The sequence below is a fragment of the Vibrio sp. AH4 genome (assembly GCF_030710545.1).
GTDB lineage: Bacteria > Pseudomonadota > Gammaproteobacteria > Enterobacterales > Vibrionaceae > Vibrio > Vibrio metoecus.
This window is the reverse complement of the sequence record NZ_JALAIV010000001.1, coordinates 2,428,844-2,443,035: the sequence shown is the minus strand read 5'-3', so window position 1 is coordinate 2,443,035 and position 14,192 is coordinate 2,428,844. Positions and strand designations below refer to the sequence as shown.

Sequence of the window (14,192 nt, the reverse complement as noted above, 5' to 3'; positions counted from 1 at the left end):
GCGAATGATGAATTCAGCATTCTCTTTCCTACTGGAATACTGGCAGCCGCTTGAGCAATTTATGGCTCAAGGCGGGGCGGTACTTTGGTGGTTAGCGGCTGTCGTATTGCTGTGCTGGTTACTGGTGATTGAGCGCGTATTATTCCTAACGCTGGCGTTTCCAAAGCAACGTCAGCATTGGATTACCTTGTGGTTACAACGTAGCGATCAACAGAGTTGGTTTGCCCGTTCCATTCGCGAGCAGTGGCTCGGCGAAGCACACATTGCATTACATCAGAATCTTAATCTAATTAAGGTTCTGGTGGCCATTTGTCCTATGCTCGGGCTGCTTGGTACGGTGACGGGGATGATTTCGGTGTTCGATGTCATGGCGACTCAAGGCAGCAGCGATCCTAAATTGATGGCCTCGGGCATTTCACTCGCCACCTTACCCACCATGGCAGGCATGGTAGCCGCATTAGCCGGACTCTTTGTTCACGCACGTTTAAGCAAAACCTGTCGTGGACTTGAAATGAAATTAGAACAAGCGTTAAGGAGCCAATCATGAGGCTAGGGCGCAGACCTTCCAAGCAAGATGAAGCGCAGATCGATCTCACGTCGATGCTGGATATCGTCTTTATCATGTTAATTTTCTTTATTGTGACCAGCTCGTTTGTGCGCGAATCGGGTGTGGAGGTCAATCGACCCACCGCAGCGCATGCGGTGAGCCAAAAGCAAGCCGGGATTTTTGTTGCGATTACTGCGGCTAATGACATCTACATTGATAAACGTCAGGTCGATGTGGAGCGAGTGCAAGCGACTTTAGAACATTTATTGTTGGATCAACCGGATGCCTCACTGGTGATTCAAGCCGATGAACATGCGTTTAATGGTACCGTAGTAAAAGTGATGGATGCAGCAAAAGGTGCGGGTGTGAAAAGTATTGCGCTCGCGGCGGAGAAGCCCTAATGGGGCGCTTGATCTTAGCCTGTCCAATGGCTCTCGCCGTTACGTTGGCACTGTTTAGCCTGATGGCTTGGATGGTGGATAACGGCGGGAGAAGCATTCCTAAACCAACTGCGGCACTGAGTTTTACTATGGTGATGGCAGAGCAAGAGCAAGATGTACAACGCAGACAACGTAGCGTACCAGAGCAGCCACAAGTACCGCAGGTGCCAACTCAAGCGCCGGCGAGATCTGAGCAAACTGCCGCGATGGATGTGTCATCACTCAATCCGCTAGTGGATTTAAACCTCAGCACCGCGATTGAAGGCGTGGCAGTGAATGCACCACAATTTGGAGAGTTTTCGGTAAACCAGCAAGTGATGCCTTTGCATCGAGTTGAACCTAACTATCCAGCCAAAGCGTTGCAACGTGGGGTCGAAGGTTACGTGACTTTACGCTTTAACATTGATGAACTGGGCAAGACCCGTGACATTGAAGTGGTGGATGCCAACCCGAAACGTTATTTTGAACGTGAAGCGATGTTGGCTTTGCGTAACTGGAAATACCAACCGAAAATGGTGGATGGTAAAGCCGTGGTTCAAACCGGGCTGACGGTTCGACTGGAGTTTAAGTTACAAAAATGAAACGACGAATCTTAAGTTATCTTCTTCTGTCCTGTTTATCCGTTGCAAGTCATGCCGCAGAGCTAAGCCCGTTTACGGCCAGTAAAGTCGTCAAGGCGAACCAGCTGGTACAAGAAAACAAGGTGAAAGAGGCGATTGACGTTCTCAAGCAAACAGAACTGAGTAGAAGTTATGACCGTGCTTACGTTGCCCGTATGCTCGGGGTGTTCTACTGGCAGAATGAGCAAATTCCGGCCGCGATTTCATCACTAAAATTGGCGGTAGAAAGTAATGAGCTGCAAGATGAACAAGCGTGGTCAACTCGGAAAATGTTGGCCGATCTACTGACCAGCCAACAAGAGTATCGTCCGGCGCTGAAGCATTATTATGTGCTGTCAGAATCTATCCCCGCCAATCAGAAAGGCGATGAGCTTTGGCTGAGAATTTCTCAACTGCATTTTCAGCTGCAAGAGTGGAAATCTGTTCTGAAAGGGATTGGGCAATACGCCCAGTTCCAATCGCAAGATGCCGTTTTGCCTCTTTCCCTACAATTGGGAGCAGAGCTCAATTTGGAGCAGTGGAAACCGGCAATCAGCTCCTTGAAACGTTTGTTGGTACTCGAACCACAAAAGAGTGCATGGTGGCGTCAACTGGTGAGCCTAGAGCTGCGTGTTGGGTTGAAGAAAGAGGCACTCAGCACTTTAGCCCTCGCCAAAATGCAAAAGGTTGAACTTAACCAACAGGATTTACGTTTGTTGGCTCAGCTCTACGCGCAAAATGGGGTACCTGAACGTGCCGCACGAGTGATGGAAAGCTTAGAAGAGGCGGAAAGTAATCTCCAATTCATTACTGAACGAGCCATTTACTGGCAACGTGCGAAAGAGTGGGATCACGCGATCAAAACTTGGCGCTTAGCTTCTAGCCAAGAGGCCAAATATCACTGGCAGGTAGCACAACTCTTGTTGCAAGAAGGGCATTATGCACAAGCGTTAGAAGAGCTAAATAGGGTGAAAGAGCAAGATAAACAGGCGCAAGTTGCGCTAGCAAAAACACGCGCCCTCTACAAATTGAATCAGATCGATGCGGCGTTGCTGCAAGCGAAACGGGCTGACAGTATTCAAGCCTCGGAAAGTGCTAAACAGTGGATTAAATACTTATCTCAACTGCGGCAGTCTCCCTCAACGCAAAACTCTTAACGGTTTGGTTAAAGGCGGATCTTCTTGATGTAATACGCTATTTAGTCAATAAGGGAAATTAATGAACCGTTTCGCATCGTTAATGAATTGCCCTTTTATTCATTTGTTACCCTAATGAAAATGACGTCGCATCTTCATTAGGGACATGACCATGCTGATACGACTGACACTCACTGCTGCTGCAATACTCCTTTCACAGCAAACATTGGCGAATGATAGCCCCCTCGCTTTCATTCCCATTACTTTCGCAAACGACTACCAACACGGTATTAACATTTACGATTACTGGAAGAGTGAAAAACTGGATGGTATTCGCGCAATATGGACCGGAAAACAGCTTGTTACACGCAACGGAAATCCGATTGCGGCACCTGCCTGGTTTATCGAGCCACTGCCACCTTATCCGTTAGAAGGGGAATTGTGGGCCGGAAGAGGACACTTTGCTCTTGTGCAGCAGACGGTGTTGGATATGCAACCTTCAGAATCAGCATGGCGGAGTATTGATTTCATGCTGTTTGATATGCCAGATGCCGCAGGTGATTACAGTAAGCGCTACTACAATCTCGTTTATCTGGTTAATCAGTTAGATAAAAAGCACATCAAATTGGTTGAACATACTCCGATAAAGTCTGAACAAGAACTACTGAGTTATCTAGATAATATCAGTGGAAAATCGGGGGAAGGGGTAATGCTGCGCAAAATTAATGCTCGTTACCAAGCGGGTCGCAGTAACGATCTCCTCAAACTTAAAAAACATCAAGATGCCGAAGCCACGGTGATTGGTTATCGCTTAGGCTCAGGAAAGTACAAAGGTAAAATGGGATCGATTTTAGTACGCACTCCCGACGGAATTGAATTCTACATCGGCAGTGGGTTTAGTGATGCGGAACGTGCAGATCCACCAGAAATTGGCAGTTTAATCACCTATCGCTATAACGGGTTGACCGCAGAAGGTAAACCACGATTTGCTCGCTATGTTCGAGAGAAAGCCAGTTATTGATTTGCGCCGACAGTAATGCTGCAACGCTTGAAAAGTTGTTGCCAATAGTGCGCATGTTTTTGGACCGCATCACGGAAACGCTGATGGCTCGCTTGTATCGGAAAGGGCGAGTTAAGCTGATTAAACAAAGACAATTGAGGTGCAAATTGATAATACGCTTGGTCAAGGCTCGCTAAATAGGGTTGCACCTTTTCGATATACTGACTTTGAAAAACATTGCGCAGATAAGTGAGCTTAGTTTGATTTCGGTTTACACCACAGAGAATGACATCATCGTGATCAATCAGTTGTCGGGATAGCGTATCAAGCCAATCTGTTGCTCGGTCTAATGAAAACTTTAGGTGGCCCAGTAAGCGCTGTTTTTCCAATATTTCTTGTTGAGTAAATAGCGAAAGCTCGGGGATAGGTAGCCGCTGTTTAATATTGATATCAATTTGATTTAACTGCTGAAGTGCGAAAAGTAATTCATCAGTGCTCCAATTGGCGTCATACCACTTTGCACCACTCAGTTGCGATCTCATCACATCACTAGTGTAGAGTAAGTTATTCCAACGACTAGGCAGTTCTTGCTGCTTAATTACTTTGATCTCAAGTAACTGTGCTTTCAACGCCGGACTGAGTTTGGGCTCTAGCAAACAGGTGTCGAGCCCGTTTAATAACGCAATTTGAAAATCCCACTCGCGAAATGCATCTTGTACCTTACCTAAAATCGAATTGCGCTGAGCGATACGCTCAAATAAACCGCATTGACGTAATTCGTAACTGTCTAACAAGCCGATCGTCAAAGGTTCAAGTGGCGTCATCAATTCACGCTTTGGCGATACACTTTGTGCCGTCCAAACCGGAGGCGTGAAAGCCGCTTGTTCCTGTACATTGGCAATACGAGTTAAGTAACTTGCAAAGTCGTCCTCAATCGCTGCCTCATGATCGCAACCGCTAAGTATTGCCAATAAAAAAAGCAGTAAGGTTTTCCGATGCACTCTGATTTCCTAATAAAAAGGCCAGCGTATGGCTGGCCTTCATTTTTCATTGGTGACTATTTGGCTGCAAGGTGCAACTGCTTGTCATCACTCTGTTTTTGAATCCAGAACAAACGTTGCCCTAACATTAACGCCGCCGCAGAAAGCCCGATAATAAAGCCAAGCCAGAAACCTTTGGCTCCCATTGGTTGCTCAGTTAACCAGTTAGTCATACCTAAAATGTAACCGGTAGGCAAACCGAGTACCCAATAAGAGATAAAGGTTCGATGAAATATCGCCGTCATATCTTTGTAACCACGCAACGAACCCGCTGCAACTACTTGTACGGCATCCATACATTGATAGATCGCTGCCAGTAATAGCAACTGCATTGCCAGAGCAACCACAACTTGGTTCTCGGTATAGAGCAATGCAATTTGCTCACGGAACAGTACTGTCAGCAACGCCGTGATACAAGCGGTGGCTAAGCCCGTCATTAGGCCTACATTGGCGGCAATAGCGGCGCCTTTAGTGTCTTGCTCACCGAGTTTGTGTCCAACACGAATTGAAACGGCCGCCCCAATACTCATTGGGAACATAAATACCAGTGACGAAAAATTAAGCGCCACTTGGTGTGCGGCTACCACGGTTGAGCCTAACGGCGCCACCATCAACGCCACCACGGCAAAGAGGGTGACTTCAAAGAACAGTGCTGCGGCAACAGGAAACCCTAAACGAAATAGACGGAATAACTCTTTGGGCTGTGGCTTATGAAATGTGGCAAACACTTTGACATGAGCGAGGCGCTTAGACGTTGTGATATAGAACAGCAGCAGAAGCAGCATAATCCAATAAACAATTGCGGTTGCAACACCACAGCCGACACCGCCAAGTTGCGGCGCTCCAAATTTGCCGTACACAAAAATCCAGTTCAGTGGAATGTTGAGCAAAAGGCCCATAAATCCAATCACCATGGCCGGTTTTGTTAACGACATGCCATCAGTAAAGCTGCGCAGCGCTTGGAACAGAAGATAAGCGGGAACCGCAAACATCACCGCATGCATATAACCGACCGTCTTGGTTGCCATCGCTTGTTCAACATCCATAAATTGAATGATGAATTGGGTTTGAAAGAGCACGGCAATGATCGGGATAGAAACTAATAGCGCTAAGATCAACCCTTGATGGACTTCAAACGGGATTTTATGTTGACGACCCGCACCATTGAGCTGTGCTACCACAGGCACAAGTGCCATCAACAAACCTACGCCAAATAAAATGGAAGGAAGCCAGATGCTAGCAGCGATGGATACCGCGGCCATATCAATCGCACTGACGCCACCGGCCATTATTGTATCGACAAAGCCCATACCAGTTTGTGCAACGGAAGCAATCAATACTGGCGTTGCAAGTTTAATTAAATTTGATGCTTCGATTTTGTAACGATGCACAGAATTCTCCAAAGGGGGGACAAAAAGGGGAGCCAGAACAAATTAAGCAATACTCAACTCATGGCACTGGACGGAATGATAATGAAATGTCGCAATAAGCTCCATGAAAAACTGATATAAATCACAAATTGTCAGGTTGAAGCTAAATGCATCAAACAGAAACCGGCGTAACTGGTTGATTTGATCGAGGCGGTGTGAAAAGAGCGCCGTAGTTGGCGCTCTTATGTAGAGATAACGCTAAACACAAACAGTGCTAGAAAATCTGTTCGTCATCAGCATCAATATACAATTCAATGGTGTCGTGTAACTCATCGACCGTCATATTGAGGTGGATCGCGTGACAGCAAGCGGGGCAGTCATCGTAAAACTCCTGACTTCCATTCGAAGCATCTAAAGTCAAACGAATACCGTGGCCGCAATGCGGGCAGATAACGGACTTTTCTGTGAAGTTTCTCATATCTCTTTCCTTACGTCCTTGGAGATACAGTAATACTAATCAGGGAAGTTTCTTAAAGAATCAAATTAAGTCTAAAGTTTGAAGGCAAACATAAAACCAACAATTAATCACCAGAGTCAATATATTTATAAAAATCAACAATTAGCAGAAATTCATTCAGTAACACAATATCTTATCCATCAATTTCTGCGCTTCATCCAAGTAATGCCCACCGAATTGATTGTAATGATTGAGCACATGGTAAAGGTTGTAGATATCTTTACGTTCTTCATATCCCCAATCTAATGGCCAAATACTTTCATAGCCTTGGAAAAATTCAGGCTGAAAACCACCAAACCATTCTGCAAGCGCAATATCACATTCACGATCTCCCCAATAGCAGGCAGGATCAAAGCACAGAGGTCCATGTACAGAATTTGCGACATTGCCAAACCAGAGATCGCCATGCAGCAAGGAAGGGCGAGGCGTATGATTAGCTAAACGAGATTTTATGAGGTCAACAAATTCATCAATATTAATCAGATGAATACCTTTCTCTTGCAGCAATTGTAACTGCCAGCCGATTCGCTGCTCAGCAAAAAATAATGACCACTTTTTATGCCAAGGGTTGGGCTGAACCGTTGCCCCAATGTAGTTATCGATGTCGAAGCCAAACTCTTTCTGGTCTCCCCAACGATGCAAGTTGGCTAGTTGCACGCCAAACTCAAAACTTCTTTCGGCGTCATCCAATGGCTTGATAGCAAGATAGTTGAGAACCAGATAAGCGTGCGTTTTGCTGGTTCCATGCACAAGGTAGTGCGGAACTTGCACCGTATTGGATTCACGCATGACGCGTAAGTTTTCCACTTCGGCTTCAAATTTACTCAAAAACTCGCGCTGGTTAGTTTTGACAAAGTAACGATCAATCCCATCGCTGACCATAAAGCATTCATTAATGTCACCTCCATGCACTTTTTCTTTTTCCACCATGTGAAAATTTTTGTCCATCTGTTCAGACAATTGTTGAATAATTGCTGGCCACATAATTCAAGCTCTCGGTTTTTTAATCTGGTTACAGGCTAGTGTATGCCAAGCTAGCCAATATGAAAGTTTATGAGTGCACATAAATCTATCTTGAGTAAAGATTGCAGTCAGAGAAACAACTAAGTGTGATTTAACTCATAAAATCATTGAGTTCACTTTCGTACTATCTGCAGCGATACGCGCCATGAGATCACGGTGTAAACAATTTTTCTAATAATGAGATAAAACTCCTCTCAGTCAGTCAGTTTTGGCTCATAATTAAGCTGGATTGAGCGAATTAACCGTACTCTTGGTGGAAAGTGCAGCAACTAGCACCTGCCATCTGTGAAAATAGTTATTCATGTCTTAGTATTAAAGAAAGATAGAAACCAACTGGCGAACAGCAGCAGTAAAGCGGAGAACGAATGTGGTTGTAGAAACCGATGGATATCTGGCCCTGATCGAACATCTTTCATTCAATATGGATGTTTTTACTCAGGAAGGGGATACGGGAACGGAAAGTGTTGAAGATGTCATCACAGATATGGTGGCAAGCAACATTATGGCTATTTTTGAACAAAACCCTGAGCTTCATTCCAGTGTTCGCTTCCAACTTCTAAAAGAAACAGACTCTGTAGTCGATGATCTTGCCGAAGTCCTTGCCGGTGTTTGGCATCGACCAGCGACCAATGAGCAGATTGCTTTTTTGGATGAATACATAGCGTTAGTGAAAAACTTGTTTGATTCGGCAGTCGCCAAATACGACTAACCCGACAGGCCTTAATTGGATACCAGAGGCGGATTCTCAATCCGCCTAAACTGCCAAAATTTTGCAGCCCAATAAGGGTTGTCAATTCGCGAAATGATCACGCCCTTCGATGTCGAAGCGTGCATAAACTGCTTATTCCCCAAATAAACGCCCACATGAATGTTAGTGCGTGAAGTCTTGAAAAAGACTAAGTCGCCATACTGCGCGTGTTCATATTTGATCAATTGCCCCGTTTGCGCTTGTGATTCGGTTGTCCGAGGCAAGCTGAGTTGCCATGCGTCTCGATAGGCAATTTGCACGAAAGCAGAGCAATCAATTCCTTTTTTGTTATTGCCTCCGAATTGATATGGCACGCCGCGCCATTCTGTGAAGACACTCGAAAAACTGGGAAAAGAACGATCACTCAAATCAGGCGTTAGCGAGGACGAATCGGGCTCAGAAGAGGGGGTAGAGCCACACCCTACAAGGAATAAGAGAAAAAACAGGGAAAACGTTTGCTTAACCACTAACATGAGTCACCTTACTGACAAAAAAGTGAAATAAAACTGAAACAAGCTCTACCTACCATGACGTCGACTCTCAATCCTAAGACGTATTTTCATGGCTTTGACAAAAAATCTCTCACTCACACAAGCGCTTGGCACAGTGTTTCTGTGCATCACCATACTGATGATCAGTTTGTCTGTCACCAGTTTACGTGGCATAGAGCGGGTTGGCGCGCAATTTACTCAGCTATCTGAGCAAGCTTTGCCCTTTGCGCTTAATAATGCTGCGCTCACGCAAAACTACCTTGAGCAGGTGAAATACCTCGGCTATGGAACGCGCAGTAAAACAGAGACCGAATTAACTCAAGTATTGAATGAATGGCAAAAACTTGATGTACAAGCTCGAACGGAGATAACGCTACTAGAGCAAAGTATCACTCAGCTTTCTGGTGTGGCAGAAAGTGAGCAGATTGCACCATTGAAGAAGAACATTGAACACTTCAATCAATTAGCTCAATCAATTTTACATCTGCAGCAACTGCAATTGAGCAAATCAACACAGATTAATGAACAAGCGAAGCAATTTCGTTATGGGCTAAGTTCGATAGGGCCAGAAATGAGTCGCATCGCTTCTTTCCTTGCGAGCGACAATCCAGAGGCGATCGATGCCGCTAACCGTTTTACGGCCAGTGCCAGTGCGATGGAAAGCACTTTTCTATTGCTGCTTATTGAAGAAGAAATGCCGGCTGCGCAGAAATATCGGCAAGAATTGAAAAATCGACTGGCGGGGTTGGAACTGGCTTTTGATGATTTCAAAGAGTGGTATCCAGAAATCAAAGACTACGCCAGTTTAACTGCACCCTATGACATGGTTTTGTCTGGCTTTAAAGCGCAAGCTATCATCGATCAAATCCTCAATAAACTTGAAGATGCCCAACACCAAAACACAGATTTTTCCGCAGCGGCTATCGTGACACAAGAGTTAGTGGCACAACTCAATCAATGGTCTGCGTTTGCTCAGCAACATATTCAACAAGGCAAACAAGAGGTGAGTGATACCATTTCTGCGGTAACGATAACTCAGCAAGTGAGTGGTGCGATCTTAGTGTTGGCGATTTTAATCGTGTGGTTCAGCTTGCGCCGTTGGATTGGGCGCTCTCTTAGCAACATCACTCGACACCTGAACCAACTGACGGAACATAAGCTGAATCATTCACTCGCTTTAGTGGGGCCGCAGGACTTTCAAAATGTGGCGGCACAGCTCAACCAAGTGATTACCTCTACCCATGAATCGATTGCTTTGGTTACGCGCAATTGTGAAACACTTTATCAAACCGCAGAGCTGAGCTATGGCTCGGCAGAACAGTCCAACCGAAGTTTGTCAGCACAGAACCAAGCCTTGCTTGCAATGGCGGCGACGATTAATCAGTTAGAAGCCTCGATCCGTGAAATTGCCGGAGTGAGTAATGATTCGTTCACCGATTCTGTGCAAGCGGCCGAGCATTCCGCGCAAGGGGTTCAAGTGATTGAGCAAAACCAACACCGACTACAAGCGCTAGAAAACACCTTAAGTGCGAATGATATGGCCATGTCTGAGCTTAATCAGCGCGTCACCAGTATTCGCGAAATGGTGGATATGATCAGCGGGATTGCCGATAGCACAAACTTACTCGCGCTGAATGCAGCAATTGAGGCCGCTCGCGCCGGTGAGCAAGGTCGTGGCTTTGCAGTGGTCGCTGATGAAGTCCGTAAATTAGCCAGCGATACCAGTAAACAGACGGCCAATATCCGCGACATGATGAACGAGTTAGTGAACGCGGCAACGAAATCGCGCCAAGCTGTGGATGAATCACGCAAGGAAATGGTTTCAGCTCTGCAATCCAGTGAAGAGGTGAAAAGCACGTTTATGCAGATCGAAAGTGCAGTATCACACATTCGTACTCGAGTCGCGCAAATTACCGATGCCACCGAAGAACAGAAGCGTGCAACGGCGGACGTGAGTCAAGCTGTGGCAGAAATATCCGAACAAGGTCAAGAAACCAAGCGCCAGTTGGATGCGATGTTAGAAAGTGCCGAGCAAGTCGCGGAGATCGCAGGACATCAACAAGCCATGCTGCATAAATACCAGTTGGATTGATCTATTTGTCTCGAAACGGTTGCGTGAGCATTTTATCCAGCCACTGTTCTCGTGTTTGGCGAAACAGTGGCAAACCAATCTTCATTCGCTCATGTCCCATTTCGGGCTGAGCAATATAAGTTCTAAACAAGCGATCCCATATGGAGAGGAAAAAGCCGAAATTAGAGTGGGTTTCGTGCACTAATACGGAGTGGTGGACACGGTGCATATCTGGCGTTACCACCAGTAAGCGCAACCATTGATCGGCTTTGTAAGGCAGTTTGGCGTTGCTGTGGTTAAACATCGCACTGGCATTCAATACCACCTCAAAAACCACGACGGCAATCGGGGAAACGCCCAATAACGTCACCGCTCCAATTTTAATCCAAGCCGAAATCAATATTTCTAACGGGTGGAAACGGCTGCCGGTTGTCACATCGATATCTTGATCGGCATGATGCATACGATGCAGACGCCATAGCAAAGGAATGCGGTGAAACAGCAGATGTTGCCAATAAATCACAGCATCCAGCAGCACGACGGAGATGATTAAAGCCAATATTGATGGGGTCTCTAACCAATAAAGCAAACCGAATTGATGAGCTTGAGCCCATTGCGCGGCGCTAAAAGCGAGAAAAGGCATCAGCACGGAAAGCAAAAAACTATTAAAACTGACCAATCCCAAATTGTTTAACCAACGAACCAGCTTGCTTTGAGATCGCGTTTTCCGTGGATAATTGGATTCCCATAAGGCGCAGATCACTAATACAGCGAAAAAAATGCCTAATCGAATATGTTCAACAGAAACATTCATATTGCTTTCCTTGCTCTTCGTTTATGGCGGACAAACTTTACTAGCGCAAAACCCTCCTGGTCAGTAAAATCGCTGCCATTTTTCAGTCTGTAGTACGCGCCATGAGAATTCACGCTTTCCATCACTTATATCAATATCGCCTAGAACGTTCAACCAAGCCATTTTTAGCGCGAGGTGGGAAGATAAAACGCTGCTTGTACTGTCTGGTTGAGCTGACGCACTGCTTGTGTGTTCATCAGCCCGACATTGAAAGTGACATTGCGGTGCTGCTGATTGTGTCGGAAAACGAAGTATTTAAACCCAGTAATACTGGGCGATTGATTGCGGATACGGTGAAAGAGACCTACGTGTACCAATGGAGCCGTACCGAGCCAAACCCAGAGATGCTCGCATTACTCAATAACTCGGCCTATTACCCAGTGCTGATTTTTCCTGCGGAAACGGAAGAAGACAAAACTCGCGTATTAAGCCCGATCCCCACTGAGTTTTCAGGAAAAAAACCATTATTAGTATTGATTGATGGTAGCTGGCGTGAGGCGAAGCGCATCTTTCGTAAATCACCGTATCTTGCGCAATTACCTTTGGTATCGGTTGAGCCGGAACGCTTGTCTCAATACATCATGCGTAAATCGGAAAACGAGCAACACTTGGCGACAGCAGAAGTGGCGTGTTTGGTGTTGGAAATGTTTGGTCAACAACAGGTGGCGGATACGTTATCGCTGTGGTTTGAAGCCTTTAAAGAAACTTACCTGATGTGCAAATCGCGCAATAAACCCAACACCGCTAAACCTGCGCTGCATACATGGATCGCACATCAGCAAAGCGAGAGCTGCCTCTAAACTTGACAGTGATGCTGAGCACTTATTGCGCAATCGGTGGCATTCGCAGGATAAATACGTGGTTTGTCACGGACTGTTGGTAATCCCTTGTGGATAATACGCCTCACTTTTGTGTTTTTATTTTTTCCCCAAGGCTGGGATAGGAAATTGAGGAGAGAGGGCCATGTATTACGGCTTTGATGTTGGCGGAACCAAAATTGAATTTGGTGCGTTCAACGAGCAGTTAGAGCGTGTTGCAACTGAACGTGTACCGACACCGACCGATGATTATGCAAAATTAATCGATACGATTGCAGGGCTGGTGCAGAAATACGATGCTCAGTTTGGAGTGGAAGGCACAGTCGGTCTGGGTATTCCGGGAATGGAAGATGCCGACGATGGTTGCGTGTTAACGGTGAACGTACCTGCTGCAAAAGGCAAACCGCTGCGTGCCGATCTGGAAGCGAAACTGGGTCGCACCGTAAAAGTAGAAAACGATGCGAACTGTTTTGCACTCTCCGAAGCTTGGGACGATGAGTTAAAAGATGCGGCCTCCGTGATGGGGTTGATTTTAGGCACTGGCTTTGGCGGCGGCTTGGTTTACCAAGGCAAAGTATTTTCAGGCCGTAACCACGTTGCTGGCGAAATTGGTCACATGCGTCTACCGATTGATGCCTGGTTCCACCTTGGTGAAAAAGCGCCATTGCTCAGCTGTGGTTGTGGTAACAAAGGTTGTATGGATAACTATCTCTCTGGCCGTGGTTTTGAGCTGTTGTATGAGCACTACTACGGCGAAAAGAAAAAGGCGATTGAGATCATCAACGCACAGAAAGAGGGTGAAGACAAAGCCGTTGAGCACGTTGAGCGCTTTATGGAGCTGTTGGCGATCTGTTTCGGTAACATTTTTACCGCGAACGATCCGCATGTCGTTGTGTTAGGTGGTGGTTTGTCAAACTACGATCTGATTTATGAAGAGATGCCAAAGCGTGTGCCTAAGCATCTGCTCTCTGTTGCGAAATGCCCGAAAATCGTTAAAGCCAAACATGGCGACTCAGGCGGTGTGCGCGGAGCGGCTTTCCTCAACATTAAATAAGTTGAAGATCAACAGAATAAATTAAGGGCTTGCACTGCAAGCCCTTTTCCCTTTCTACTTGAAGTTGCAGCGGTGTTGGCTGCGTTCATTCACCCCAATCACATAGTTTGTCTATGCTCATGGGGATTCACTCGCTTGCCGCCTACCTGCAACTCCAGGTAGTTTGGGTATCGGTATTTTAAAATTACAGCTAAAGCATATTGGCTTAGCGAGTCGCTTTTGGTTTTTTGCCTACACCAAAATTCTCTTTGGGTTGTAGAGTTATGATGCCAAAACCGAGCTTTTTAAAGTGGTTATCACGGAAGTTGCGTACCGATTTGGTATCTGAAATCGCTTCCAGCTGCATCTCCATCTTCAGAAATTCGGTCAGGTCAATGCCCTCAGCTTCGGCAACCGCTTCATGAATGTTGTGATGCTTTTCGTATGAGAAAGTCAGCGTTTTCTCTTGGTTTTTGTAGGTGTAGATGATGGTACGAGCCATGTTT

16 protein-coding genes are annotated in these 14,192 nt (G+C 45.9%); 9 read left to right on the top strand and 7 right to left on the bottom strand.

Annotated elements, in window-relative coordinates; genetic code table 11:
• Positions 1-7 precede the first annotated feature (7 nt).
• The 5 genes from MKA69_RS11320 (at position 8) to MKA69_RS11300 (ending at position 3,743) form a co-directional block, all read left to right on the top strand.
• The gene (locus tag MKA69_RS11320; protein ID WP_001083294.1) at positions 8-547 is read left to right on the top strand and encodes a MotA/TolQ/ExbB proton channel family protein; all 540 of its coding nucleotides are present in this window, start codon (positions 8-10) and stop codon (positions 545-547) included.
• Positions 544-948, top strand: coding sequence for a biopolymer transporter ExbD (locus MKA69_RS11315; RefSeq protein ID WP_001236422.1), 405 nt, complete (start codon positions 544-546; stop codon positions 946-948). Before MKA69_RS11320 ends, MKA69_RS11315 begins: the two co-directional genes overlap by 4 nt.
• Positions 948-1,568, top strand: coding sequence for an energy transducer TonB (locus tag MKA69_RS11310; RefSeq protein WP_000533082.1), 621 nt, complete (start codon positions 948-950; stop codon positions 1,566-1,568). The genes MKA69_RS11315 and MKA69_RS11310 overlap by 1 nt, the downstream gene beginning before the upstream one ends.
• Positions 1,565-2,743, top strand: coding sequence for a lipopolysaccharide assembly protein LapB (locus MKA69_RS11305; protein WP_305848069.1), 1,179 nt, complete (start codon positions 1,565-1,567; stop codon positions 2,741-2,743). Before MKA69_RS11310 ends, MKA69_RS11305 begins: the two co-directional genes overlap by 4 nt.
• A gap of 151 nt (positions 2,744-2,894) precedes the next feature.
• On the top strand, positions 2,895-3,743 hold the full coding sequence (locus MKA69_RS11300; RefSeq protein WP_305848068.1) for a DNA ligase: 849 nt from the start codon (positions 2,895-2,897) through the stop codon (positions 3,741-3,743).
• Here MKA69_RS11300 and MKA69_RS11295 read toward each other — a convergent pair.
• The 4 genes from MKA69_RS11295 to MKA69_RS11280 all read right to left on the bottom strand — a co-directional run bounded on the left by MKA69_RS11295 (position 3,737) and on the right by MKA69_RS11280 (position 7,633).
• The gene (locus MKA69_RS11295) at positions 3,737-4,723 is read right to left on the bottom strand and encodes a DUF3080 domain-containing protein (protein ID WP_305848067.1); all 987 of its coding nucleotides are present in this window, start codon (positions 4,721-4,723) and stop codon (positions 3,737-3,739) included. The genes MKA69_RS11300 and MKA69_RS11295 overlap by 7 nt on opposite strands.
• Positions 4,724-4,779: 56 nt before the next feature.
• Complete coding sequence (vcmA, locus tag MKA69_RS11290) at positions 4,780-6,153, bottom strand: sodium-coupled multidrug efflux MATE transporter VcmA (RefSeq protein WP_055028886.1); 1,374 nt, start codon at positions 6,151-6,153, stop codon at positions 4,780-4,782.
• A gap of 253 nt (positions 6,154-6,406) precedes the next feature.
• Positions 6,407-6,610, bottom strand: a complete 204-nt coding sequence (locus MKA69_RS11285) for a CPXCG motif-containing cysteine-rich protein (protein ID WP_001243588.1) — start codon at positions 6,608-6,610, stop codon at positions 6,407-6,409.
• 156 nt (positions 6,611-6,766) lie between these two features.
• Positions 6,767-7,633 carry a fructosamine kinase family protein gene (locus tag MKA69_RS11280; protein ID WP_055028887.1) on the bottom strand — a complete coding sequence of 289 codons (867 nt, stop codon included), beginning with the start codon at positions 7,631-7,633 and terminating at the stop codon, positions 6,767-6,769.
• Between the two features lie 406 nt (positions 7,634-8,039).
• Here MKA69_RS11280 and MKA69_RS11275 point away from each other — a divergent pair, with 406 nt between their 5' ends.
• On the top strand, positions 8,040-8,381 hold the full coding sequence (locus MKA69_RS11275; RefSeq protein WP_000259893.1) for a DUF3802 family protein: 342 nt from the start codon (positions 8,040-8,042) through the stop codon (positions 8,379-8,381).
• A gap of 11 nt (positions 8,382-8,392) precedes the next feature.
• On the opposite strand, the gene MKA69_RS11270 is transcribed toward MKA69_RS11275, so the two are convergent.
• On the bottom strand, positions 8,393-8,893 hold the full coding sequence (locus MKA69_RS11270; protein ID WP_055034566.1) for a C40 family peptidase: 501 nt from the start codon (positions 8,891-8,893) through the stop codon (positions 8,393-8,395).
• Positions 8,894-8,981: 88 nt separating this feature from the next.
• On the opposite strand from MKA69_RS11270, the gene MKA69_RS11265 reads away from it, so the two are divergent.
• Positions 8,982-11,003, top strand: a complete 2,022-nt coding sequence (locus MKA69_RS11265; protein ID WP_305848066.1) for a methyl-accepting chemotaxis protein — start codon at positions 8,982-8,984, stop codon at positions 11,001-11,003.
• 1 nt (position 11,004) lies between these two features.
• On the opposite strand, the gene MKA69_RS11260 is transcribed toward MKA69_RS11265, so the two are convergent.
• Entirely contained in the window at positions 11,005-11,796 is a 792-nt protein-coding gene (locus MKA69_RS11260) for a sterol desaturase family protein (RefSeq protein WP_113608793.1), read from the bottom strand.
• Between the two features lie 101 nt (positions 11,797-11,897).
• Here MKA69_RS11260 and MKA69_RS11255 point away from each other — a divergent pair, with 101 nt between their 5' ends.
• Together MKA69_RS11255 and nagK are read left to right on the top strand one after the other, a co-directional pair.
• Positions 11,898-12,635, top strand: a complete 738-nt coding sequence (locus MKA69_RS11255) for a tRNA-uridine aminocarboxypropyltransferase (RefSeq protein ID WP_055031304.1) — start codon at positions 11,898-11,900, stop codon at positions 12,633-12,635.
• A gap of 163 nt (positions 12,636-12,798) precedes the next feature.
• Positions 12,799-13,707 carry an N-acetylglucosamine kinase gene (nagK, locus tag MKA69_RS11250; RefSeq protein ID WP_305848065.1) on the top strand — a complete coding sequence of 303 codons (909 nt, stop codon included), beginning with the start codon at positions 12,799-12,801 and terminating at the stop codon, positions 13,705-13,707.
• A 205-nt stretch (positions 13,708-13,912) separates the two neighbouring features.
• Here nagK and MKA69_RS11245 read toward each other — a convergent pair whose 3' ends face one another.
• Complete coding sequence (locus MKA69_RS11245; protein ID WP_000124575.1) at positions 13,913-14,188, bottom strand: DUF2960 domain-containing protein; 276 nt, start codon at positions 14,186-14,188, stop codon at positions 13,913-13,915.
• Positions 14,189-14,192: the final 4 nt, after the last annotated feature.